Raw genomic sequence first — 21,778 nt, forward strand, 5'->3', positions numbered from 1 at the left:
ACTTATACCCTAGGGGGGTATAAATTGAGGGCATGACCACCACAGAAGAAGAGCTCGCGGGCCCGCACGGCTACAGCGAGGAAAAGCAGGCTTATCTGCGACGCCTCAAGCGCGCCGAGGGCCAGGTCCGCGGGATCGCCCGCATGGTCGAGGAAGACAAATACTGCATCGACATCCTGACGCAGATCGCCGCCGTCAATAAGGCCCTGCACGCCGTGAGCATCGGCCTGCTGGACGACCACATCGCCCATTGCGTGGTGGGGGCGGCCAACGAATCCGCCACAACCGGCAACCCGGAGATCGTCTCCGAAAAGGTCGCCGAAGCCACCGCCGCCATTTCCCGCCTACTCAGGAGCTAAGCACCATGAACAGCCACACCACCACCGTCAACGTCTCCGGCATGACCTGCGGACACTGCATCAGCTCCGTCACCGAGGAGCTGACCGAACTCAAGGGCGTGCAGGACGTCGCCGTCGAGCTGAACTCCGGCGGCCTCTCGGAAGTCACCATCACCTCAACCCTGACCCTGGACCCGGCCGAGATCGGCGAAGCCATCGCCGAAGCCGGCTACCTCATGGTCGCCACCAACGCCTAACCCACCAAGTTAAGGAGCGCCATGAGCGCCTCAGACATGTTGTCCCAAACCGCCACCTCCGGACCCCGCATGGTCGAGATCGACATCGAAGGCATGACCTGTGCCTCATGCGTCAGCCGGGTGGAGCGTAAATTGGGCAAACTCGAGGGCGTCAGCGCTTCCGTGAACCTCCCGCTGGAATCAGCCCAGGTCACGGTCCCCGCCGGCATTACCAACCAACAAATCATCGACACCGTCAACGCCACCGGCTATAAGGCCACCGTCAAGAATGCCCCCTTGCCAAGCACGACGCCGGCACCCCGGCCGCGCACGAACACCACGAGGGCATGGATCACATGGCGCACGGCGGCACGGCCGCCTCACTGCGCCCCCGGCTGATCCTGGCCGCGATCCTGACCACCCCCATCTTCCTGATCTCCATGTTCCCGGCCCTGCAATTCCCGCAATGGGGTTGGGTGGTTGGCGTGCTGGCACTGCCCGTGGTCACATGGTCGGCCTGGCCGTTCCACCGCGCCGCGGCCATCAACGCCCGGCACCTCGCCTCCACCATGGACACCCTGGTCTCGATCGGCGTCGGCGCGGCGTTCCTGTTCTCCGCGGCGACCCTGGCCCTGAACCCGATGCTGACGGCGCACGGTGCGCACATGAGCGGCCACGCACCCTTGTACTTTGAGGTTTCCGCCGTGGTGGTCACGTTCCTGCTGCTGGGCCGCTACCTCGAAGCGAAGGCCAAGACCAAGGCCGGCGACGCCCTCAAGGCGCTGCTGAGCCTGGGCGCCAAGGAAGCCACCGTGCTGCGCGGCGGCGTCGAGGTCAAGATCCCGGCGGCCGAGCTGGCCGTCGATGAGGTCTTCGTGGTCCGCCCCGGCGAGAAGATCGCCACCGACGGAGTCGTCACGGACGGCACCTCCGCCGTCGACACCTCGCTGATCACCGGCGAATCCCTGCCCGTGGACGTCGCCACGGGTGATTCCGTCACGGGTGCCACCATCAACACCTCCGGCCGGCTGCTGGTCAAGGCAACCCGCGTCGGCGCCGAGACCACGCTGTCCCAGATGGGTCGGCTGGTCAGCGCGGCGCAGGCCGGCAAGGCTCCGATCGCCCGCCTGGCGGACAGGATCAGCGCCGTGTTCGTGCCGATCGTGCTGGCCGTCGCCGTCCTGACCTTTGCCCTGTGGCTGTTCCTCAGCGGCGACGTGCAGGCCGCGTTCACTGCCGCCGTCGCGGTCCTGATCATCGCCTGCCCCTGCGCACTGGGCCTGGCGACACCCGTCGGCCTGCTGACGGGAACCGGCCGGGCCGCCCAGCTGGGCATCCTGATCAAGGGCCCGCAGGTCCTGGAGGACACCCGCACGGTTGACACTATCCTGCTGGATAAGACCGGCACCGTCACCGAAGGCAAGCTGGGCGTGGTCGACGTCGTCAGCCTCACCCAACTGCCCGAGGCCGACATCCTGGCCCTGGCCGGCGCCGTGGAATCCCACAGCGAACACCCCATCGCCCACGCCATAGCCACCCACGCCCGGACCCGTGGCGAGCTGCCCGCAATCCAGGACTTCGCCTCCGCACCCGGCGGCGGCGTGCGCGCCACGGTTGGCGGGCGCACCGTGCTGGCCGGCCGGGCAGGCTGGCTTGAGGAAAACGGCGTCGTGCTTTCCGCTGGCGACCGTGCGGCCCTGGCCGAACAGCAACAGCGCGGCACCACGGCCATCTGGGTGGCCGTGGACGGCGAGGCCGCCGGTCTGATTGCCCTGGAGGACACCATCAAGGCCGGTTCGGCGGAGGCCATCGCCACGCTCAAGGAGCTGGGCCTGCGGCCCATCCTGCTCACGGGCGACAACGCAGCCGTGGCGGCCCAGGTTGCAGCGGTCGTCGGCATCGCACCGGAGGACGTGTTTGCCGAGGTCCTGCCCGAGGGCAAGGTGGACGCCGTGCGTAAGCTGCAGGCGGCTGGGGCCACCGTGGCCATGGCCGGGGACGGCGTGAACGATGCCGCCGCACTGGCCCAGGCCGACCTCGGCATCGCCATGGGGTCCGGCACCGATGTCGCCATTGCGGCAGCGGACCTGACCGTCATGGGCAACGACCTCGGCCAGGTGGCCACCGCCATCGCCTTGTCGCGGAAGACGCTTGGGACCATCAAGACGAATCTGTTCTGGGCGTTCTTCTACAACGCGATCGGCATCCCCGTCGCCGCGCTGGGCCTGCTGAACCCGATGATCGCCGGCGCGGCCATGGCCGCCAGCTCCGTGCTGGTGGTGGCCAACTCGCTGCGGCTGCGGCGCTTCGGCAAGTAACCCTAGTTCAGCTCGCCGCGGACCGCGGGGCCGGCGTCGGCATTTTCCAGGTCCACGGCATAGGACGGGCCGCGCCGGTTCACGCCGCGCAGCTCGTCCAGGCGCACCATCACCACCCCGCCCATGATGCACAGCCCGCCCAGCAATTGGACGAGCCGCGGCATCTCGCCCAGCAGGATCCACGCCCACACCACGGCAAACAGCACCTCGAAGAGCGCCACGAACGACGCCACCTTCGAGCCCAGCCCGCGGGTGGCCACAATGCCCGCCACGTAGGCGAACACCGTGGTGACAAGCACCAGGCCCAGGACGGGCACGAACCACGGCACCTGGTGGCCGGCAAAGAGGACGTCGGAGGTGGTGAACGCCAGCGGCATCAGGCCGGAGATGCCCAGCACCAGGATCAGCACCGCGCCCACGGCCATGCCGCCGCCGGCCATGAGGATGGGCGGGACGTTGTCATTGCTGCGCGCGCTCATGATGAAGAAGACGGCCGAGCACACGGCTGCGGCCAGGCCCCACAGGATTCCCTCGACGCTGACGTGGGCGCCGCCGGCAAGATCGAGCACCAGCACCAGGCCGAACATGGCGAACACGGCACCCAGGATGGTCAGCGTGCGCGGCCGGGTGCGCGTGGTCAGCCACGCCCAGCCCACCAGCAGCACGGGCGACAGGTACTCCAACAGTAGTGCCACCCCCACCGAGAGATGGGACACGGCGTTGAAGTAAAACAGCTGGCACAGGGCAATGGGCACCACGCCGTACACGGCGATGCGCAGCAGCGAACCCTTCACGGTGTCCCACTGCCGCACGAGCGTCACGATCACCGGAATCAACAGCACGACGGCGGCACCGCCAATGCGGGCCGCCACGGCGGCGCCCGGGGACCAGCCGGCCTCAAAAAGCGACTTGGCAAAGGATCCGGACAGCGCAAAGGTTGCCGCGGAGGCCAGCGCAAACAGCAGGGCAGGCGGAGCCAGGCGGGTGGTGGGCGGGGAGGCGATCGTCGTCGAGGGCATGGAAACATCCGTAAGTCATGAGTAAAAGGCGTTAGACTCATGACATTACGCCCGCAAAATGTCAGGAGTCAACATGGTCTTTGCCAATGACACGGAAGTGGCGCTGGTCTCCGCCGCGAATCTGATCAACACCGCCCCCGTGGGCGATCCGGGAACGGACAGCCTGGAGGACCTGGCGGAGCTCGACGACTTTGTGCTGCGGGAACAGTTCACCGGATCCCGAGAGCGGACCGCGGGCGAACTTGCGGCCGTGCGCGCCATGCGCGAGGAACTGCGCACCATCTGGACGGCACCCGAGGACCTGGCCGTCACCATGGTCAACGCCCTGCTGGCCCGGGCAGACGCACTCCCCCAGCTGGTCAGGCACGACCAATGGGACTGGCACCTGCACGCCACGGCCCCGGCCGCGCCGCTGGCCCAACGCATGGGCGTGGAGGCCGCCATGGCCCTGGTGGACGTGATCCGCAGCAAGGAGCTGGGCCGGCTGAAGGTCTGCGCGGCCCCGGATTGCCGGGCCGTGCTGATCGACCTGTCCAAGAACCGCTCCCGGCAGTACTGCGACACCGGGAACTGCGGCAACCGGGCCCACGTGGCCGCGTACCGGCGTCGTCAGCTGGAAAAGAAGTAGCCCGAGCGGGCACTCGATGACAATGTCTGGAGGAACATTGCCACCGGGCGCCCACTCGGGCCGGGGTACTGCGGGGGTGTTTGGGGGTTACTTCATAGTTCCCGCCGACACCGAGCCTTGCAGCTGGCGCTGGAAGATGATGTAGGCGACGAGTACCGGAACCACCACGATGATGGCTGCGGCAAACAGCGAGCCGAAGTCCACTGCGTAGCCCTGCTGGCCCGCGAAGGCCGCAATGCCCTGGGAAAGCACCCAGTTGTTTGGATTGCCGGCGTTGATTGCCACGGGGATCAGGTACTGGTTCCAGAGGCCCAGGAAGTTGAAGATGGCCACCGAGGCAAGGCCCGGCTTGGCCATGGGCAACATGACCTGGAAGAAGGTCCGCCATTCACCGGCTCCGTCAATCGCCGCGGCCTCGCCAATTTCGTGCGGCAGAGCCTTGAAGAAGGAGAACAGGAAGAACACGGTGAACGGCAGCGCGAACGCCACGTATACAATGATCAGTCCGGGCAGCGTACCCAGGAGTCCAATGTTCTTCAGGATGAAGAACAGGGGCACGATGGCCAGGAAGATCGGGAACGTCAGGCCGGCCAGCATCAGGTAGTAGATGGCCTTGCTGCCCGGAAAGACGTAGCGTGCCAGGACGTAGGCACACATGGCACCCAGGATCATCACGAGCACCAGCGCACAACCGACCACGATGACCGTATTCAGGAAGTAGCTGCCGATTCCGGCGGTGTTCCACGCGTTGACGTAGTTCTGGAACTGCCACTTCTGGGGCAGTGCGAACGGCGAGGCAAAGATCTCCTTGGTCGTCTTGAAGGACGACATGAAGGTCCAGGCCAGCGGGATGAGCACCATCAGCGACCACAGGCTGAGCATGGTGTGTGAAACACCCGCTACGATCGTGTCGCCCCTGGTCTCCTGGGCCTTGCGCTCCACATGTCCGGCAACGGCCGGCTTCCTTGAAAGTTTAAGTGACATTATTCAGACACATCCTTGCTGCCGCCCGTGAGGCGGTTCACCAGGAAGACGAGCGCCGAGAAGATCAATGTGATTGCCGCCAGCACCACGCCCATGGCACAAGCCAGGCCGAATTGGCCCTTCTGGAATGCGGTGGAGAACAGCTTCTGCGACATGACCAGGGTGGAGTTGGCGGGACCGCCGGTGGAGTTCAACACCGACATGTAGACAAACGCGTCCAGGGCCAGGATGCCCATGTATACGTACGCCGTCTGGATGTTGTCACGGATCAGCGGGATCGTGATGGTGATGGCCGTGCGGAAACGCCCGGCACCGTCAATGCGCGCAGCCTCGAACGTCTCGGCCGGGATTCCCTTGATGGCCGCGATGAACAGGATCATGTAGAAGCCAACGAAGCCCCAGACAATGACCACCATGGAGGCGATCATGGCCGTGCGGGGGTCACCGAGCCAGGCGTAGGAGGCAAAGCCGTCGAGGCCGAGGCCGGTGAGCATGCCGTTGAGCAAACCTGAGCTGGGGTCGTAGATCTGTGCCCAGATGAGGCCGATGACGACGGCGGGAATCACGTAGGGGAAGAAGGAGACGATGCGGTAGAAACCGGCACCCTTGAGTCCCTTGATCTGGCCGCGGCTGCTGCCGCCGATCGTGACGAGTGTGGCCAGGATCAGGCTCAGGATCACGGTGATCACGGGCAGGAAGATGGCCAGGGTGATGCTGTTGCGGACCGAAAGCATGAAAATGTCGTCATTGAAGAGCTTGACGTAGTTGTCGAAGCCAACGAACGGCATGTTGTTGTTGAAGCCGCCCCAGCTGGTCATCGAGTAGTACACCGCTTGGACAAACGGCGAGATGACGAAGACCAGATAGATCGCCAACGGCAGTCCCAAAAAGACCACCATGAAGCTGACCTTGTCGAATGTCAGTTTTTTCCGGCGCCGCCGGGCAGCGGCTGGAACGCCGCTGCCCGACTGCACTTTGTTTGTTACTTGTGTCACTTCACTTCAATCTTCTTGACCGAGCTGTCGTTGGCCACCTTGTCGGTGATGTCCTGCAGGGCCTTGGTCAGGCCGGCGGTGTCGAGCTTGTTGTCCAGGAAGGAGTTCCAGGGAACGAGCATGTCGCCGTTCATGCCGTACAGGTCAATGAAGTTCCAGGTGAAGATGTCAGCCTTGGCGCCGTCCAGCATGGCCGTCTGGGAGACCAGCGCGGTGGAGCCGAAGCCGTCGGCCGGGACGGTGCCCTTGACGACGGTGGGAGCCAGCTTGGTCTTGGCGAAGTTGGTGGCAGCTTCCTTGGAGAGCATGACGCGCAGCAATTCCTTGCCTGCGGCCACGTTGACAGCCTTGGAGGGGACAATGAAGGGCTCGCCGGCTGCGGAGTGCAGGCCGGTCTGGGCGATCTTCGGGCTGGCGGAGACAACCGGAACCGGTGCACCCGTCATCTGGAAGTCAGCCTTGGTCTGGTCCTTCATTTCGTTCTCGATCCAGGAACCGGACGGGTACAGCAGGGCGTCCTGGTTGTTGGACCACTGTGCCTGTGCGGCCGTGAACTGGGTTCCGGAGCCGCCGGGCTTGATGTAGCCGGCCTTGATGATCTTCTCGAGTGCACCGAAGACGCTCTGGATGGCCGGAGCGGACCAGGCGTTGGGCTTGAGGTTTTCCAGGTCCAGGCGAACCTGGTCGCCGCCTTCCTTGATGGCGGAGGCGATGGACATTTCCTGGAAGTAGGTTGCGGCTTCCTTGCCCCACAGGAACAGGTACTTGCCCTGCTTCTTGGCCTCGGCACCCAGTGCCAGCGCCTCGTCCCAGGTGGTGGGAACCTTCCAGTTGTTCGTCTTGAACAGGCTGGCCGAGTACCACATTGCGTAAACCGTCAGCACGTAGTTGATGGCGGCAACCTTGCCGTCGAACGTGCCCGGAGCAAGCACGCCGGCGTACAGGGTGTCGGCAATCTTGGTGCCTTCGAGGTTGTTCGCCTCGGTGACGGTGGTGAGGTCCTCGAGCTGGTCCAGGATGGTGCTGAAGCCGATGGCCTTGGCGCCGGAGTTGTCGATCAGGTCCGGCGGGTTGCCACCGACGAAACGCGGCTGCAATTCCGTGGCGATGTCGGTGGACGGGCTGATCTTGACCGTCACGCCCGGGAATTCCTTGGAGAGGATGGCGCCGGCGAAGTCGACGTAGTCGATGCCGTAGCCGCCCTTGAAGATGACGGCGTCGAGTGCGCCGGTCTTGGCGAGGCCGAACGGGTTGGTGGCGGAGACGGCACCGGCGGGTGCGGAGCTCGTCGAGGAAGAGGAGCCGCCGGCGCAGGAAGCCAGTGCGCCGCCGAGGGGCACGAGAACCGCGGTGGCCAGTGCACCGCGGAGGAAACCGCGACGCTGCAGAGGCTTGTTCAAAATAGTCATTCTATGTACTGCCTTCCATTGATGGTACGAACGCTAAATCGGTACTACTTTGTACTTTTTGTACGGGCAATGCGTTTCATGTGGCTGACTTCATGCGATGGAGCTGACGTCAACTTGCATGCGGTTGCGTATCACGCGTCACGCCTGAGTCGGCCAACATACTGGCCTACCAGTGCGGTATTGTGTTCGTCCCCGCCCGGGATATTTGCCGAAATATAGATGGGCGGTTTCTTCCCCGCTCGGACAAGGTTCTGGACCGTCTCAATGGTCAGCAGCTGCGCTATGTACGCTGCCGTGATCGATGAGACCGCTCCAACACCTCCTCCGCCGGAAACTTCAAGGGTGGTATCGCCGAAAGGCGCCCTGTTATCGATAACAATATCTGCAATCTCACTGAGACGCATACCACTTGGGTGTTTTGTTTCGACGGCGTTGGTGTGCTCCAGGCTGGTCACGGCAATCACTTTGTGGCCGCGCTCCTTGGCAACAAGGGCCAAACCAACAATGGATCCATTCACTCCGGAGTTGGAGGCGATGACAAATATGTCGCGCGGATCCACCAGGGAGAGGTCAAAAAGTTCTTCGGCGACACCGGTCTCGCGCTCCAGCACGGAGCCCTCGAGGGAATCAAGCACGCCAACCTCGCGCGTGCCGTGCAGCACCAGGTCGCGCAGGGCGATCTTGCTGGTGGGAATCAATCCGCCGGCGCGGCCGGCAATCTCCATGGCAAACGCCTCGGAGTGGCCGGTACCAAAAGCCTGAATGACACCGCCGTCGGCCAGGGTTTGGGCCAGTGCATCGGCAGCCTCGGCAACCCCGCCGTCCATTGCCCACTGGGTCAGCGCATCCAGCCGGGATGACACCTCACGGCTGAAGGTGGTGATGGATTCAGACATTCTTGCGGTTCCTTTCGCCGTTGCGCGCCCCGCGGTGGTTGCCCAGTTCCAGCCGGGCGGCGCGAGTGGGGCGGCGGTGCGGGGAGACGGCCATCGCGGACGCGGCCAGCTTCGAGGTGGTTTGGGAGAAGTTCACCTGGGCCACCAGCAGGTAGATCAGGTCGAGCACCAGCAGTTGCACATGCTTGGCGGAAAGGTCGTCGGGCTGCAGGAACTGCTCGTGCACCGAGGTGATGATTGCCGCGTCGGCACCCTCGGCCAGGGGCGAGCCGGGGTTGTTGCTCAATGCCACCGTCAGGGCGCCGGCCTCACCGGCTTCGCGCAGCATTTGGATGGTCTCTTCGGTGCGGCCGGTGTTGGAAATGCCGATGGCCACGGAGTTCATGTCCTGGATGGCGGCGCTTGTCAGGCCGGCGTGGACCTCGGACCAGTGGTGGGCGTTGATGCCGATCCGGTAAAGGCGCGACTGCAGCTCCTTGGCCATGACGGCACTGCCGCCGATGCCGTAGATGTCCACATGGGTGCTCATGGCGATCCGGCGGGCAATCTTGTTCATGAGCGCCAGGTCCATGAGCGCCGCAGTCTCTTCCAGCGAACGCGTATGGGCGTTGACCAGGGTGCTGAGGACGTCGCGGGCCGAGTCGTCGGGGCCGAACGCGCGGCCAATATCGGCCTTCCAGGATTCGCGGGCGTCACTGCGTCCGACGTCGGAGGCGATGCTCACGCGGAACGGCACGTACCCGGCGTAACCCAGCAGGCGGCAAAAACGCGTCACGGTTGCCGGCGACGTCTTGGTCTGCTCGGCGAGCTCCATGATGGACAGTTCCAACGGCGCCTGCGGATGCTCCAAAAGGAACGCGCCGATCTTGGCCATGGCCGCGGGCATGTCGGGTAGTTTTGCCTGAATGCGGTTCACGACGCCGGCAGCGCTGACTGCTGCGGGGGAATGCGTGAACGTCGACATGTGAAAATCCGTTTCTTTTCGTTGATTGCTAACTGAAAACTATTATCGAGGCAGATGTAAGTCAAGTCACACTCAGACACAGAATGGTAACGATGATTAATTACCTTGCGATTGATGCCGGCGGAACCTCCACGCGGGCAGTGTTTTTAAGTGCCCGCGGCGAGTGCCTCGGCTATGGCATTTCGGGCGGAGGAAACCCGGTTTCCAGGGGATTTGAGGGGGCTATCGACTCACTCCTCGAGGCCTCCGAAAAGGCACTCGGGGGCACCGGCAACCGGTTCCATTCGGTGACCCTCGGAATGGCCGGTGCATCCCTTGAATTGCCGACACATTTGTTTCAGCAACGCTTCATTACGCTCGGACTTGCCCATGAAGTACTGATTGAATCTGATCTATTAGCGGCTTTTTACTCCGGCACCTATCAGGACAATGGATACGCTTTGATAGCCGGAACCGGTGCGGTTGCCGCGCGCGTGACGGAAAGCCGGCTCGCGGCCGTGGCGGACGGCACGGGCTGGCTGCTCGGGGATGACGGGGCGGGATTTTGGCTGGGGAGCCAGGTGGTGCGGGCCGTGGCCGCCGCACTGGACGGCCGCGGGGCTCCCACGGCATTGACGGAGTTGGTGCTGGCCGAGCTGGACATCACCCTGGACCCGGGCGTGCGCACCCAGGGCCGGGTGGGCGCGCAGCAGCAGCTGATAGTCAAGATCTATGAAATGCGGCCCATCGAACTTTCACGCTTTGCGCCCATGGTGTTTGCCGTGCGGGACGACGCTGTGGCGGCGGACATCATCGAACGGGCAGCGGATGCACTGGCCCGGACGCTGGGCGCCGTGATCGAAGCGGATACGCCGGGCCCCCTCGTGTTTGGCGGGAGCGTGTTGACCAAGGGAGGCGCCGTGGCTGCGGCCGTGACGGCGCGGCTGGCGGACAAGCTGGGTGCGGCCGCCGGTTCGGAGCCACTGGCACCGGTTTTGGTCCACGATGGCGTGGTGGGCGCCGCCGTACTCGCACTGAAGCGCAACGGCGTCGAGGTGGACGCCGCCGTGTTCGGCCGCATCACCGAAAGCCTGGCTGCGCTGCGCGATTGACGGTCCAACGCAAAAATGCTCCCGATCCCGCTTTGTGCCACCGGTAATTCGGGGGCGGAAGGCGGGATCGGGAGCAGAAGTTGGCTGAGCCGTCGGGTTGCCGGGCGGCCTAAGGCGCCGGGGTGTCGCCGTCGTCGGACTTTTCGGCATCTGCGGCCGCCTTCGCGGCGTCCGCGGCCTTCTGCCGGGCGGCCTCCAGGCGGTCCGAGGACTTGCGGTTGATGCCGGATCCCTCACTGAGGTAATCGGGGTTTTCCTTGTGCCCCATGACCAGCAGCGAGGACACGAGCAGGCTGGCGATGAACGCGATGCCGAAGGCGATGGCGCCGAGGTCCCAGCGCAGTCCGTGGATGGTGCCGCCGGCGGACGCCACCAGCACCACGACGCCGGCCACAAGTGCCAGGACGAAGGAAAAGGTCAGGGGGAACCTGATGGAATTGCCCTGCTTCGGGTTCTGTGGCTCTGCATTGCCCACGTTAAGTCCTTTTTATTGGTCGTTGCCGGCACACCCCGGCCGTTCTACGCAAAGTAGAAGATTACTTCCAGTTTACTTACCTTTTGCCGTGCGTCCGTCATGGCGCAGGCTCAGCGCCGACAACAGCCACAGGGCGCCCGTCATCAGCGCGCCGCCGCCGCTGACGCCCAGGAGGGCATGGGGGCCGGCGCCGATGAAGAACGGCAGCAACAGGCCCGTGCCAACGCTCAGGACGCCGGAGATCAGCCAGTCGCTGCGCAGCTGGGACTTCGCGGCCTTCCCGGCGCGGTTTGCCAGGGCGGCGTACAGTTCCGCGGCGCCCATGAGTACCAGCGCCACGGCGCCCAGCCAGGCGGCCACGTCCGTGTTGACCGAAATGAAGATGACGACGCCGGCCACGGCCAGGAACGCTGCGGCCCCGGGCAGGGCCAGCCGCTTGGCGTCACCGCGCGGCAGAGCCAGTCGGCGCACAAACCAGTACTGCGCCGCGGCGAGCACCAGAAAGTACCAGGCCAGGTTCAGGCACAGGCCAAGGGTTCCCGGCGCCCCGAAAAAGACCGTAATGATGCCGAAAAGCAGGGTGATCATGGAGCGGAAAAGCACCGGCTGCCACAGTGCGGACGCTGGGGTGCTGGTAATGGTTGCATTGACGCCCTGGGGCACGGCTGTATCACTCACCCAACAAGTCTAGCCGCGGCCCGCCACGGCCCCGACCCGCATCCACCGGCCCGTCCGCGCCCGCAGGCCAAGGGTCAGGGCACGGGCGGCCATGTAGCCGAGGCTGAACGCGGCCCACAGCCAGGCGAGCGCTGCCGGATTCTCCAACGGCTGGGCCGCCTGGACCCAGAACAGCAACGGGAGGTAGATCACCAGGTTGGCCAGCCCGGCCAACGCCAGGTAGCGGGCGTCACCGGCGCCGATCAGGACGCCGTCGAGCACGAACACGTAACCGGCCAGCGGCTGGCCCAACGCCATGACCACCAGGGCCGCGGCCAGCGCGTGGTGGACGCCGACGTCGGTGGTGAAGATCCAGCCGACTCCCCCGGACGCCGCCCACAGGGCCAGGCCGGTCACCACGCCGAAGCCCAGCCCCCACCGGGTCATGGTGCGGGTCAGAGCGCGCACGGCCGTGACATTGCCGGCGCCGAGCTCCTTGCCAATGAGCGCCTGGGCGGCAATGGCCAGGGCGTCCAGGGCAAAGGCCAGGAATGAAAAGACCGTCATGGCGAGCTGGTGGGCGGCAAGGTTGACGGAGCCCTGGGCCGTTGCCACGATCACAGTGGCCACGATGGCAATGCGCAGGGACAAGGTGCGCACCATGAGCCAGCTGCCCACGCGGGATACCGTGCGCACGCCCACCCAGTCCGGGCGCAGGCCGACGCCTGCTGCGCGGGCCGCCCGCACCACCATGACCAGGTACGTGGCCGCCATGCCCCACTGGGCCAGCACAGTGCCCAGGGCGGCGCCGGCCACGGACATGTGCAAGCCGTAAACCAGGGCAAAATTGAGCACAATGTTGACCGCAAATCCCAGGCCGGCCACCACCAGCGGGGTTCGTGTGTCCTGCAGGCCGCGCAATACGCCCGTCGCGGCCAGCACCACCAACATGGCGGGAATCCCGGCCATGCTGACCACCAGATAGTGCCGGGCAAAGTCCAGCACCTCCCCGTCGGCGCCCAGTGCGGAGAGCAGCGGGGTGGCCGTAAGCCAGCCGGCGGCAGCCAGCACCACGCCGAGCAGGGCGGCCAGCCACAGCCCGTCGCGGCCCACGGCAAGGGCGTCGGCACGCCGCCCGGCGCCCAGCAGCCGGGCCACGGCAGGGGTGGTGGAATATGCCAGGAACACCATAAGTCCCACGGCCGTCTGGAGCACCGTGGCCGCGAGCCCCACGCCCGCCAGTTCGGCGACGCCCAGGTGGCCCACGATCGCGGAGTCGGCCAGCAGGAACAGCGGCTCGGCGATCAGGGCGCCAAAGGCGGGGACGGCAAGGCGCAGGATCGCCCGGGACTGCGAGGTCCCGGCTGGTGGAGCGGGGGCGGAGGGGCCCGCCGCGGACGCGTCCGGCGCGGAGGGGCCGGGCAGGGTTTCAGGCATGGTTAAACAGTATCGGTGGCTGGGAGCCCGGCTGCGCCTGATGTTCCGGCTGCGCCCGGGTTTCCGGCGTCGTCCACGAGTCCGGCCATGATGGCCCCCAGTTCCGCAATGACACGCCGCACGGCACCCCGTTCGAGGGCCTCGGGCCGGGTCAGCAGGTCGATGTGCCGGCCCAGTGCGGGTTCGCGCAGCGGAATCAGGACCAGCCGCGGGAAGTGGCTGCGGTTCACCGTGTAGCGCGGCATCAGGGAAACGTAGCGGCCGTTTTCCACCACGGATGCGGCCACGAAGAATTCATTGATCCGGTGGGCAACGTCCACCTCCTCCCCCGCGAGCGTGCCGATCATTTCGATGGCGCCGTCCAGCGGGAAGCCCTGACGGACGGAAACCCACTGTTCCCCGCGCAGCGCACCGGGGTCCAGCGACGTCAGGCCGGCCAGGCGGTGCCCGGCCCCCACGGCGATGTCGAGTGGTTCAAGGGCCAGCGGCGTGACGGCCACGGTGTTCGGCCACGGCGGGCTGTTGGGCAGCCGGTGGGCGATGACCACATCGTAGTCGGCGGTCAGTGCCGGGAAATCCTGTTGCGCCACGTCCTGGTCGGCAAAGCGCAGGGAGGGGCCGGCGTCGTCCGCGAACATCGCAGCGAGCGGGCCGAAGAACGCCAGCCCGGCACTGTGGAACGCGGCAACGCTGACCGGTTCGGTGGTGCTTTCCCTGAAGGACTCCACGGCCGCATCCGCCCGGGCGAGCGCCACCTCCACGTCGGCCGCTGCCCGGCACAGCGCCAGCCCGGCCGGGGTCAGGGCCGTGCGCCGGCCCAGTTTGTACGTCAGGGCCGTCCCCGCCTTGCGCTGCAGGGCCGCCAGTTGCTGGGACACGGACGACGCCGTGACGTGCAGTGCCAGCGCGGCCGCGGCAATGCTTCCCCTCGCCTGCACCTCGCGCAGGGCCCTCAATTGTCCAAGTTCCATAAGTTCAAACTAATGCATTACGTACAGAATCAACATCTAGTCCTTGCGCTACATCGACGTCAGGATGGGACGGTGAAGAACTTGTGGAACCGCCTTGGCGTGGACGCCGCCCTGCTGGCCGTGGCCGTGGTGTGGGGCGGCAGCTACCTCGTGGCCAAGGACCTGACCCTTGCCGCACCCGTGCCGGCCGTGCTGGGTTGGCGGTTCCTGGTGGCGTCGGCGGCCCTGGGCGTGTTGTGGGCGTGGCGGGTCAGGCGGCTCCCGGGGCGCGCGGAGCTGTGGACCGGTGCGCTGCTCGGGCTGACACAGGCGGCCGTGCTCTTCCTGGAAACGTTTGGCGTGGCGGCCACCCGGGCCGGAAATGCCGGGCTGATCATTTCCCTGACGGTGATTTTCACGCCGCTGCTCGATGCGGCGGCCTCGCGACGCTGGCTGCCGCGGGGCTTCTTCGTGGCGGCGGTGGTGTGCGTCGTGGGCGTGGCCCTGCTGGTTTCCGCCGACGGGTTCCGGGCACCCAATCCCGGCGACCTGCTCATGCTTGCGGCTGCGGCCGTCCGCGCCGGACACGTCACCCTGCTCGGCGCCCTGACTCGAAACAAGCCCTACAGTTCGATCACCGTCACCCTGATCCAGGCCGTGGTGTGCGCCGCAGCGGGAATCGCCGTCAACCCGGCGGCCATGGCGACGGCGGCCCGCTCCTTTGGCCCCGCCGAATGGTTGGGCGTGCTGTATCTGGGGCTGGCCGCCAGCGTGTTCGCGTTCCTCATCCAGCTCTGGGCCGTGCGGCGCACCTCCGCCTCCCGCGCCAGCCTGCTCATGGGCACCGAACCGGTCTGGGCCGTGCTCGCCGGCGTTCTGATTGCGGGGGAGCACCTCGGCTGGGCGGGCGCCGCCGGAGCCGGGCTGATCATTGGCGGCTGTTTCGCGGGCCAGCGCATCGAGGCGCGGTTCCGGGCCACGCCACCCGTTCCCGACGGGCGTGGTGACCTGCCCGGCGGGGCCACCGGTGCGGCGCTAGTACCCGCCGCCACCCCCGCCGTCGTTGGCCATGTTGGCAAACCGTGAATAGTGGCCCTGGAACGCGACCACAAGGGTTTTCGTGGGACCGTTACGGTGCTTGGCCACGATCACGTCGGCCTCGCCGGCGCGCGCCGATTCCTTGTCATAGATGTCTTCACGGTGCAGCAGGATGACCATGTCGGCATCCTGCTCAATGGAACCGGATTCACGAAGGTCCGACACCATGGGCTTCTTGTCGGTGCGCTGCTCGGAACCACGGTTCAGCTGCGACAGCGCCACCACGGGCACCTGTAGCTCCTTGGCCAGCAGCTTCAGTGCGCGGGAGAACTCGGACACTTCCTGCTGGCGGGATTCGACCTTCTTGCCGGAGGACATGAGCTGGAGATAGTCAAGGATCACCAGCTTGAGATCGTGCTGCTGCTTCAGGCGCCGGCACTTGGCCCGGATCTCCATCAGCGACATGTTGGGCGAATCGTCAATGAACAACGGGGCGTCGTTCATCTTGCCCATGGTCGTGGCGATCTTGGACCACTGGTCGTCCTTGACGGTTCCCTTGCGCAGGTCCTGCAGGCTGATGGTGGCCTCGGCGGAGAGCAGGCGCATGGCCAGCTCGTTCCGGCCCATTTCCAGGGAGAACACGACCGTGGCCATGTTGTGGTCGATTGCGGCCGATCGCGCCCAGTCAAGTGCGAATGTACTTTTACCGACGGCCGGACGTGCGGCGATGACGATCATCTGGCCCGGGTGCAGGCCGTTGGTCAGTTCATCAAATTCGTAGAAGCCGGTGGGCACGCCGGTCATGCCTTCGCCCTTGTGGCCCGAGGCCTCAATTTCGTCGACGGTGGATTCCATGACGTCCTTGAGGATCACATAGTCCTCGGTGGTGCGACGCTCGGCCACGGCAAAGATTTCCGCCTGCGCGGCGTTGACGACGTCCTCGACCTCACCGTCCTGGGCGTAACCCATCTGGACGATCTTGGTACCGGCCGTGACAAGGCGGCGCAGCACGGCGCGTTCGGCGACGATTTCGGCGTAGAAGCCGGCGTTGGCCGCGGTGGGAACGGACTGGATGAGCTGGTGCAGGTAGGCGGCGCCGCCAACCTTGGCAATCTCGGTGCGCTTGGTCAGTTCGTCGGCCACCGTGACGGCGTCGGCCGGTTCGCCGCGGCCATAGAGGTCAAGGATGGCCTCGTAAATGCTTTCGTGGGAGGGCCGGTAAAAGTCATTGCCGCGCAAAACCTCGACGACGTCGGCAATGGCGTCCTTGGACAGCATCATGCCGCCAAGAACACTTTGTTCCGCCACCAAATCCTGCGGCGGTGTCCGGGCGAAGTCCGGCTCTCGTGATGAACCAACCGCATCCATGGCTGGAGCTGACATGTCTTGTGCCCACTTTCTTACCTGCCGGCCCGGCCATCGTTGAAACCTCGTGGTTTCACCTGGCGGGCCTCTTCCCGTTCTACCAGCGGATGACGACATTGTTGCCGTTCGCAGAGGGGATCCTTTGCAACGTTAGACGCTCTGTGGACAACTGCCAACCCCACTATCCACCGTATCTGTGGATAACTTGTGGATTAAGTGCCGTGGCTTGTGCACAGGATGGGGACAAGAATGTGGATAACTGTGGAGAAGCTTATGGAAACCCGCTCTGACCTGCGTAAACACTGTCCCCGCCCTGTGGAAGAAGAGGAGTTTTTAATCTCACACCCTCCACAACCCGGCTGTTGACAGTGGCGTTAAAGGCAGATACCGCAGGGGATATCCACAGACATATGCCATGACTGTGAACTACTCCCCTGCGGCATCGTGACCTGCGCCTATGCGCGCTTGGGCATGTACTTCCGCCTGGACCGAATCACCAGTGCAGCACCCGCCGCAAGGACCAGCAGGCCAAGGGTCAGCGTCAGCGCGAGTTCGCCGGCGCCCGTATTGGGCAGCCCCTCCTGTGCCGGCGTGGTGGCGGTGGTCGCGGCCGTGATGGCCACGGGAACCACCACCACATGCGCGGACGTTTTGCCGGTCAGCGTCACCGTGTGGTTCCCCGGCGCAAAGTCTGCGGGGACCTTCCAGCTGACGGTGACGTTGCCCTTTGCATCGGCAACAAAAGTGCCCATTTGCACGGCGCTCGAGTGGATGACAGCCGTGACGCCCTCATTCGGGGCGAATCCGCCGGCCTTGATCACCAGCGAACCTCCCTGCGCTGCGATCACCGGGGCAACCGCAGTGGACGACGCCGTTGCCGTGGCAGTTCCCGATGGGCTTGGGGTGCCGCCGGAGCTTGCCGTCACGGTTGCGGTTGCGCTCACGCTTGGCTCGGTGGTGCCGGGCTGCGTGGGCTGTTCCGTTGCCGGTTGTGAGGTGGTGGGCACCTGCGTGGCGGTCGGTTGACCGCTTGCACTGGCCGACGCGCTGGCCGAATCCGTCGCGGTGGCCGTTGCAGAATCCGTGGCCGTGGCCGACGGTTCCTGCGTTGACGACGGCGTTGCGGTCGGCTCCTGGGTGGCGGACGGCGTCGTGCTGGCCGTGGCGCTGGGCGTAGCCGTGGCGCTCGGCGTTGCGGTGGGGGTTCCCCCGCCGATCAGCTCCGAGGCCTGGAACTCGCCGCAGGCAATCCACTGCCCGTCGTACGAGCTCAGCCCGGTCATGCGGATGTAGCGGGCCGGTGAGCCGTCAAGCGTGACTGACTGTGCCTCGATGGAGTTGGTCCAGACTGCCTTCACCGGCGCACCCCACACGGCGCCGTCAAGGCTGGTCTCCATGGAGACGTCCTTGATGCGGCCGTTGGCGGACTTGCGCCCCAGGCAGCCGGCGGCCACCACGTTGCGGGGTTTGCCGAGGTCGATGATGACCCAGTGCGGCGGCGGGGTGGAGTTGGCGCTCCACGCTGATGTCCAGCCTGGCTCCTGCGCACAGTCCACCAGGTTGCTGGCCGGACGGTTTTCGCCGGCGGTTTCCTGGCTGCTGAAACCTGTCACCTTCATCTCGGTGCAGGCAATGGGCGTCACGGTTCCGCCGGCCGGCCCGGTGGGCGACGCCGTTGCGGTTGCCGAAGGGGTTGCCGAAGCGGTTGCCGTTGGTGTGGTGCCGCCGTCAACGGCAACCTTTGCGTTGAATTCGGCACAGGAGATCCAGTTGCCATCAAAGGAGGCCAGGCCCGTCATCCGCACGTAGCGTGCCGGCGAACCGTCAAGGGTGATCCACTTCGTGTCGGTGTTGTTGGCCCAGGTCCCTTCCGTTGCCTGGCCCCAGCTGGTTCCGTCAAGGCTTGTTTCGATGCGCGCCTTGCTGATCCGGCCGTTGACTTGCTGGCGCGGCGTGCAGCCGGCGGCGGTCAGGTTCACGGTGGAGCCCAGGTCAATGACGGCCCAATGCGGCGGCGGTGTGCTGCCCACGCTCCAGGCGGAGTGCCAGGTGGTGGTCGTGTCGCAGTCGGTCATGTTGACGCCGCGATCGTTCTCGGCGGCCGTTTCCTCGCTGCTGACCTTGGTGACCGTCATGGCCGAGCACGGCACCACCGTGGGGTCGGTGACCGTGATGGCCTTGGCAACCGTCAGCGTTGAGCCGCCGGCGGTCAACGTTGCCGACAACTGGGCCGCACCCAGCGGTGCCGGCGGCGCCTTGAGCTTGAACTTGGCCACGGCGGCGGTGCCGGCGGCAACGGCGGGGGTAGACGCCGTCGCCGGTTCCACGGTCCAGCCGGCCGGGGCCGTGATCTTCACGGAACCGGCGGCGAGGGCCGCACCGGGGGCGTTGAGGTTGACGCTGACGTCGAACGCCTTGCTGCCGGGGATGCTGGCCGGAGCATCGAGGGTAATGCCGGCCGTGGCGTTGAGCAGGTACTTGTGACCCGCGACGCCGGTGAACGTCACGATGCCGTCGGTACCCTTGGTGGCGACCAGGTTGGCGCCGGTGGCTTCGTCGGTGATGGAGTACTTGCCGTCGAACATGCCCGAACGGACCGCGATGGCACCATCCTTGGCGGGCGTGAGCACGGCGCCGGTGGCGGCACCGTCCTTCCAGCTGATGCCGACCTCCACGTTGCCGCGCGCCTTCAGGCCGTTGACCGAGCCGGTGGGCCAGTTGGCGGGCAGGGCCGGGAGCAGGTCGATCGCGTTGGACTGGGACTGCAGGAGCATCTCGGCCACGCCGTTGGTTGCACCGAAGTTGCCGTCGATCTGGAACGGCGGGTGCGCGTCCCACAGGTTGTCGTAGACGTTGTTCTTCAGCTGGGCCGAGAGCATCTTCTGGGCGCCGCTGCCGTCGAGCAGGCGGGCCAGGAAGTTGATCTTCCAGGCCTTGGACCAGCCGGTTTCACCGTCGCCGCGGGCATCCAGGGACGTCCGTGCGGCCTTGGCCAGCGTGGGGTCGTTGCGGACATCGATCGCGTCGCCCGGGAACAGGGCGAACAGGTTTGAGGCGTGGCGGTGCTGGTTCGTGGGGTTGTCCAGCGGCAACTCCTTCTTCCATTCCTTGATCTGGCCCCAGGAACCCACGGCCAGGCCCGGATCGAGCTTGGCGAGCGTGGCGGCCAGGGTGGTGCGGAATGCGGAATCGGAATTCAAGGTGGTGGCGGCGCTGAGCGTGTCCTTGAGCAGGTTGGCGACAATCTGCTCGGAAATGGCGGCGCCGGCCGTGAACGGCCCCTGTTCCGGGGAGTAGCTGGGGGTGACCACCAGGCGGCCGTTGTCATTGGGGTCCGGCTGGAGGTTGTGGATCCAGAACTCCGCGGCGCCCTTCATCATCGGGTAGGCGGTGTTGCGCAAGTAGTCGACGTCGCCGGAGAAGGCGTAGTGCTCGTAGACGGGCTGCATCATCCAGGCCGCGGCCTCGGGCATCCAGAAGGACGTGGACCAGTCGTGCACGCCGGTGAAGCCGAAGACGTTGGTGTTCTGGTTGACGATCCAGCCGGGCGAATCTGCGCCGAAGATGGACTTTGCCGTTATCTCGCCGGGAGCTACCAGGGCCGCCATGAAATCGTTGAGGGGCTCCTCGGTTTCGGCCATGTTGGTGACCTCGGAGAGCCAATAGTTCATCTGCAGGTTGATGTTCGTGTGGTAATCGGCCTGCCAGGGCGGGGTATTCGTGTTGGTCCAGATGCCCTGCAGGTTGGCGGGCAGGGTGCCCGGGCGGGAGCTGGCGATGAGCATGTAGCGGCCGTAGTTGAAGAACAGCGTCTCCAGGGCCTTGTCGCGCTCGGAGCCGTCGCCCTTGTATTGGGCGCGCAGCGTGTTGGTGGGAACGTCGGCGGGCAGGTGGCCGCCAATGTTCAGGCTCATGTTTTCATAGAGGCCCTTGTAGTCGGCCTCATGCGCGGCCCGAACCGCCGCGTAGCCCTTGGCCACGGCCTTGTCCACGGAGCTCGTGACGGCAGCGTGCGGGTCCACCCCACGGTAGCTGGGGTAGCTGTCCTTGTAGTCGGTGCCCATGGTCAGGTACATCGTGGCGCTCGTGGCACCCGTGACCTTGAGGTTGTTGCCCGAGACGCTGACGGTGCCGCCGTTGGCCACGATGCGGGCCTGCATCTCGTATTTGAGGCCGTTGTCGGCCACCAGGCCCTTGACGGTGATCCGGTCTCCCGCCGCCGTTTGCGTGGCCCCGTTCGGTGAGGTGAAGCGGGTGGTGAAGTTGATTGCCCCGGCGGTATCCGCCGTGAAGTTGGAAACCACCACATTGTCCGGGTAGGAGGAGAAGTATGACCTCTGAACCTTGGCGCCGTCGCTCTTGGTATAGCTGACGCCGGCCACGGCGTTGCCCAGGTTCAGGTCCCGCCGGTAGTTTGTGTAGCCGGCCGCGTCGGGGACGTCGAAGTAGAACTGGCCAAAGTTCAGGTACGAGCCAAAGCCGGGGATGACGCCGCCGGGGAGGCTGTAGGACGGTACGCCCAGCTTTTTCGCGACGGCGTCGGGGTCCATGGAACCGTTGGCGTTGATGTAGTCACGTACGTCCTTCAGGGCGTTGACGTGGGTGCCCGCGGGCCAGTTGCCGCCGGTCCAGCCCGGCGAACCGGGGCCACCGGACCAGAGGGAATCGATATTCAGGCTCAATTGCTCGGAGCTGACGCCGCCAAAGATGCTGGCACCCTGGGCGCCACCGCCGATGGGCAGCGACTGGGTCTCCCAGTTGGTGGCCGGCGCCGAATACCAGAGCGTCTGGTCGGCGGCGGAAAGCTGGGACGCAGCGGCTATGCCGGCCGAGCTGACCGGAGCCACGGGCGTTTCGGCGGCGTTGGCGCCATTGATGGACGTCAGGCCCAGCCCGGCAATGACTGCCACGGCGCACGCAGCGGCAAGCGGCTTGGCGATAGTTCTTCGAATTTTAAGCAGGACCATAATCCCTCAGC

At 65.7% G+C, this 21,778-nt stretch carries 17 protein-coding genes and 1 pseudogene; 6 read left to right on the forward strand and 12 right to left on the reverse strand.

The window, feature by feature from the left end:
• Window positions 1-32: 32 nt before the first annotated feature.
• From AL755_RS21490 to AL755_RS21500, 3 genes and pseudogenes are all read left to right on the forward strand, one after another.
• Window positions 33-359: a metal-sensitive transcriptional regulator gene (locus AL755_RS21490; protein WP_054012759.1), complete on the forward strand. Its 327-nt coding sequence runs from the start codon at window positions 33-35 to the stop codon at window positions 357-359.
• Window positions 360-364: 5 nt separating this feature from the next.
• Complete coding sequence (locus tag AL755_RS21495; RefSeq protein WP_054012760.1) at window positions 365-595, forward strand: heavy-metal-associated domain-containing protein; 231 nt, start codon at window positions 365-367, stop codon at window positions 593-595.
• Window positions 596-631: 36 nt separating this feature from the next.
• Window positions 632-2,892: pseudogene (locus AL755_RS21500) on the forward strand (heavy metal translocating P-type ATPase).
• Window positions 2,893-2,894: 2 nt separating this feature from the next.
• Here AL755_RS21500 and AL755_RS21505 read toward each other — a convergent pair.
• On the reverse strand, window positions 2,895-3,911 hold the full coding sequence (locus AL755_RS21505) for an EamA family transporter (protein WP_082369486.1): 1,017 nt from the start codon (window positions 3,909-3,911) through the stop codon (window positions 2,895-2,897).
• A 73-nt stretch (window positions 3,912-3,984) separates the two neighbouring features.
• On the opposite strand from AL755_RS21505, the gene AL755_RS21510 reads away from it, so the two are divergent.
• Entirely contained in the window at window positions 3,985-4,539 is a 555-nt protein-coding gene (locus tag AL755_RS21510) for a CGNR zinc finger domain-containing protein (protein ID WP_054012761.1), read from the forward strand.
• A gap of 87 nt (window positions 4,540-4,626) precedes the next feature.
• Here AL755_RS21510 and AL755_RS21515 read toward each other — a convergent pair whose 3' ends face one another.
• From AL755_RS21515 to AL755_RS21535, 5 genes are all read right to left on the reverse strand, one after another.
• The gene (locus tag AL755_RS21515; protein ID WP_237762752.1) at window positions 4,627-5,421 is read right to left on the reverse strand and encodes a carbohydrate ABC transporter permease; all 795 of its coding nucleotides are present in this window, start codon (window positions 5,419-5,421) and stop codon (window positions 4,627-4,629) included.
• 101 nt (window positions 5,422-5,522) lie between these two features.
• Window positions 5,523-6,422, reverse strand: coding sequence for a carbohydrate ABC transporter permease (locus AL755_RS21520; RefSeq protein WP_082369645.1), 900 nt, complete (start codon window positions 6,420-6,422; stop codon window positions 5,523-5,525).
• Window positions 6,423-6,514: 92 nt separating this feature from the next.
• Window positions 6,515-7,927 (reverse strand): N-acetylglucosamine/diacetylchitobiose ABC transporter substrate-binding protein, encoded by a 1,413-nt coding sequence (gene ngcE, locus AL755_RS21525; protein WP_054012764.1) that lies wholly within the window; start codon window positions 7,925-7,927, stop codon window positions 6,515-6,517.
• 131 nt (window positions 7,928-8,058) lie between these two features.
• The gene (locus tag AL755_RS21530) at window positions 8,059-8,823 is read right to left on the reverse strand and encodes a sugar isomerase domain-containing protein (protein WP_054012765.1); all 765 of its coding nucleotides are present in this window, start codon (window positions 8,821-8,823) and stop codon (window positions 8,059-8,061) included.
• Window positions 8,816-9,787: a MurR/RpiR family transcriptional regulator gene (locus AL755_RS21535; RefSeq protein ID WP_054012766.1), complete on the reverse strand. Its 972-nt coding sequence runs from the start codon at window positions 9,785-9,787 to the stop codon at window positions 8,816-8,818. Before AL755_RS21535 ends, AL755_RS21530 begins: the two co-directional genes overlap by 8 nt.
• Before the next feature lie 92 nt (window positions 9,788-9,879).
• Between AL755_RS21535 and AL755_RS22695 the strand changes: the two genes are divergently transcribed.
• A complete protein-coding gene (locus AL755_RS22695; RefSeq protein WP_160318948.1) occupies window positions 9,880-10,878 on the forward strand; it encodes an N-acetylglucosamine kinase in 999 nt (332 codons plus the stop codon).
• Between the two features lie 109 nt (window positions 10,879-10,987).
• Here the strand turns inward: AL755_RS22695 and AL755_RS23660 are convergent, their stop codons facing one another.
• The 4 genes from AL755_RS23660 to AL755_RS21560 all read right to left on the reverse strand — a co-directional run bounded on the left by AL755_RS23660 (window position 10,988) and on the right by AL755_RS21560 (window position 14,418).
• A complete protein-coding gene (locus AL755_RS23660) occupies window positions 10,988-11,353 on the reverse strand; it encodes a hypothetical protein (protein WP_192841644.1) in 366 nt (121 codons plus the stop codon).
• A 72-nt stretch (window positions 11,354-11,425) separates the two neighbouring features.
• Window positions 11,426-12,031, reverse strand: a complete 606-nt coding sequence (locus AL755_RS21550) for a hypothetical protein (RefSeq protein ID WP_150117206.1) — start codon at window positions 12,029-12,031, stop codon at window positions 11,426-11,428.
• Between the two features lie 9 nt (window positions 12,032-12,040).
• Entirely contained in the window at window positions 12,041-13,447 is a 1,407-nt protein-coding gene (locus AL755_RS21555; protein ID WP_082369489.1) for an MATE family efflux transporter, read from the reverse strand.
• Between the two features lie 2 nt (window positions 13,448-13,449).
• A complete protein-coding gene (locus AL755_RS21560) occupies window positions 13,450-14,418 on the reverse strand; it encodes a LysR family transcriptional regulator (RefSeq protein ID WP_082369490.1) in 969 nt (322 codons plus the stop codon).
• A gap of 72 nt (window positions 14,419-14,490) precedes the next feature.
• On the opposite strand from AL755_RS21560, the gene AL755_RS21565 reads away from it, so the two are divergent.
• Entirely contained in the window at window positions 14,491-15,483 is a 993-nt protein-coding gene (locus tag AL755_RS21565) for a DMT family transporter (RefSeq protein WP_237762576.1), read from the forward strand.
• On the opposite strand, the gene dnaB is transcribed toward AL755_RS21565, so the two are convergent.
• The gene (gene dnaB, locus AL755_RS21570; RefSeq protein WP_054012768.1) at window positions 15,433-16,818 is read right to left on the reverse strand and encodes a replicative DNA helicase; all 1,386 of its coding nucleotides are present in this window, start codon (window positions 16,816-16,818) and stop codon (window positions 15,433-15,435) included. The two genes, AL755_RS21565 and dnaB, sit on opposite strands and share 51 nt — an antisense overlap.
• 437 nt (window positions 16,819-17,255) lie before the next feature.
• Window positions 17,256-21,767 carry a glycosyl hydrolase family 95 catalytic domain-containing protein gene (locus tag AL755_RS23560; protein ID WP_160318949.1) on the reverse strand — a complete coding sequence of 1,504 codons (4,512 nt, stop codon included), beginning with the start codon at window positions 21,765-21,767 and terminating at the stop codon, window positions 17,256-17,258.
• Between the last annotated feature and the right edge of the window lie 11 nt (window positions 21,768-21,778).

The sequence above is a fragment of the Arthrobacter sp. ERGS1:01 genome, assembly GCF_001281315.1.
In the GTDB taxonomy this organism is placed as follows: Bacteria; Actinomycetota; Actinomycetes; order Actinomycetales; family Micrococcaceae; genus Specibacter.

Excerpts from the sequence above, each read along its gene's own strand:
- AL755_RS21530 (WP_054012765.1), bottom strand. The coding sequence starts at position 8,823 with ATGTCTGAATCCATCACCACCTTCAGCCGTGAGGTGTCATCCCGGCTG.
- AL755_RS21535 (WP_054012766.1), bottom strand. The coding sequence starts at position 9,787 with ATGTCGACGTTCACGCATTCCCCCGCAGCAGTCAGCGCTGCCGGCGTC.
- AL755_RS21495 (WP_054012760.1), top strand. The coding sequence starts at position 365 with ATGAACAGCCACACCACCACCGTCAACGTCTCCGGCATGACCTGCGGA.
- AL755_RS21520 (WP_082369645.1), bottom strand. The coding sequence starts at position 6,422 with ATGGTGGTCTTTTTGGGACTGCCGTTGGCGATCTATCTGGTCTTCGTC.
- AL755_RS21515 (WP_237762752.1), bottom strand. The coding sequence starts at position 5,421 with ATGCTCAGCCTGTGGTCGCTGATGGTGCTCATCCCGCTGGCCTGGACC.
- AL755_RS21505 (WP_082369486.1), bottom strand. The coding sequence starts at position 3,911 with ATGCCCTCGACGACGATCGCCTCCCCGCCCACCACCCGCCTGGCTCCG.
- ngcE (WP_054012764.1), bottom strand. The coding sequence starts at position 7,927 with ATGACTATTTTGAACAAGCCTCTGCAGCGTCGCGGTTTCCTCCGCGGT.
- AL755_RS21490 (WP_054012759.1), top strand. The coding sequence starts at position 33 with ATGACCACCACAGAAGAAGAGCTCGCGGGCCCGCACGGCTACAGCGAG.
- AL755_RS22695 (WP_160318948.1), top strand. The coding sequence starts at position 9,880 with ATGATTAATTACCTTGCGATTGATGCCGGCGGAACCTCCACGCGGGCA.
- AL755_RS23560 (WP_160318949.1), bottom strand. The coding sequence starts at position 21,767 with ATGGTCCTGCTTAAAATTCGAAGAACTATCGCCAAGCCGCTTGCCGCT.
- AL755_RS21560 (WP_082369490.1), bottom strand. The coding sequence starts at position 14,418 with ATGGAACTTGGACAATTGAGGGCCCTGCGCGAGGTGCAGGCGAGGGGA.
- AL755_RS21510 (WP_054012761.1), top strand. The coding sequence starts at position 3,985 with ATGGTCTTTGCCAATGACACGGAAGTGGCGCTGGTCTCCGCCGCGAAT.
- dnaB (WP_054012768.1), bottom strand. The coding sequence starts at position 16,818 with ATGTCAGCTCCAGCCATGGATGCGGTTGGTTCATCACGAGAGCCGGAC.
- AL755_RS21555 (WP_082369489.1), bottom strand. The coding sequence starts at position 13,447 with ATGCCTGAAACCCTGCCCGGCCCCTCCGCGCCGGACGCGTCCGCGGCG.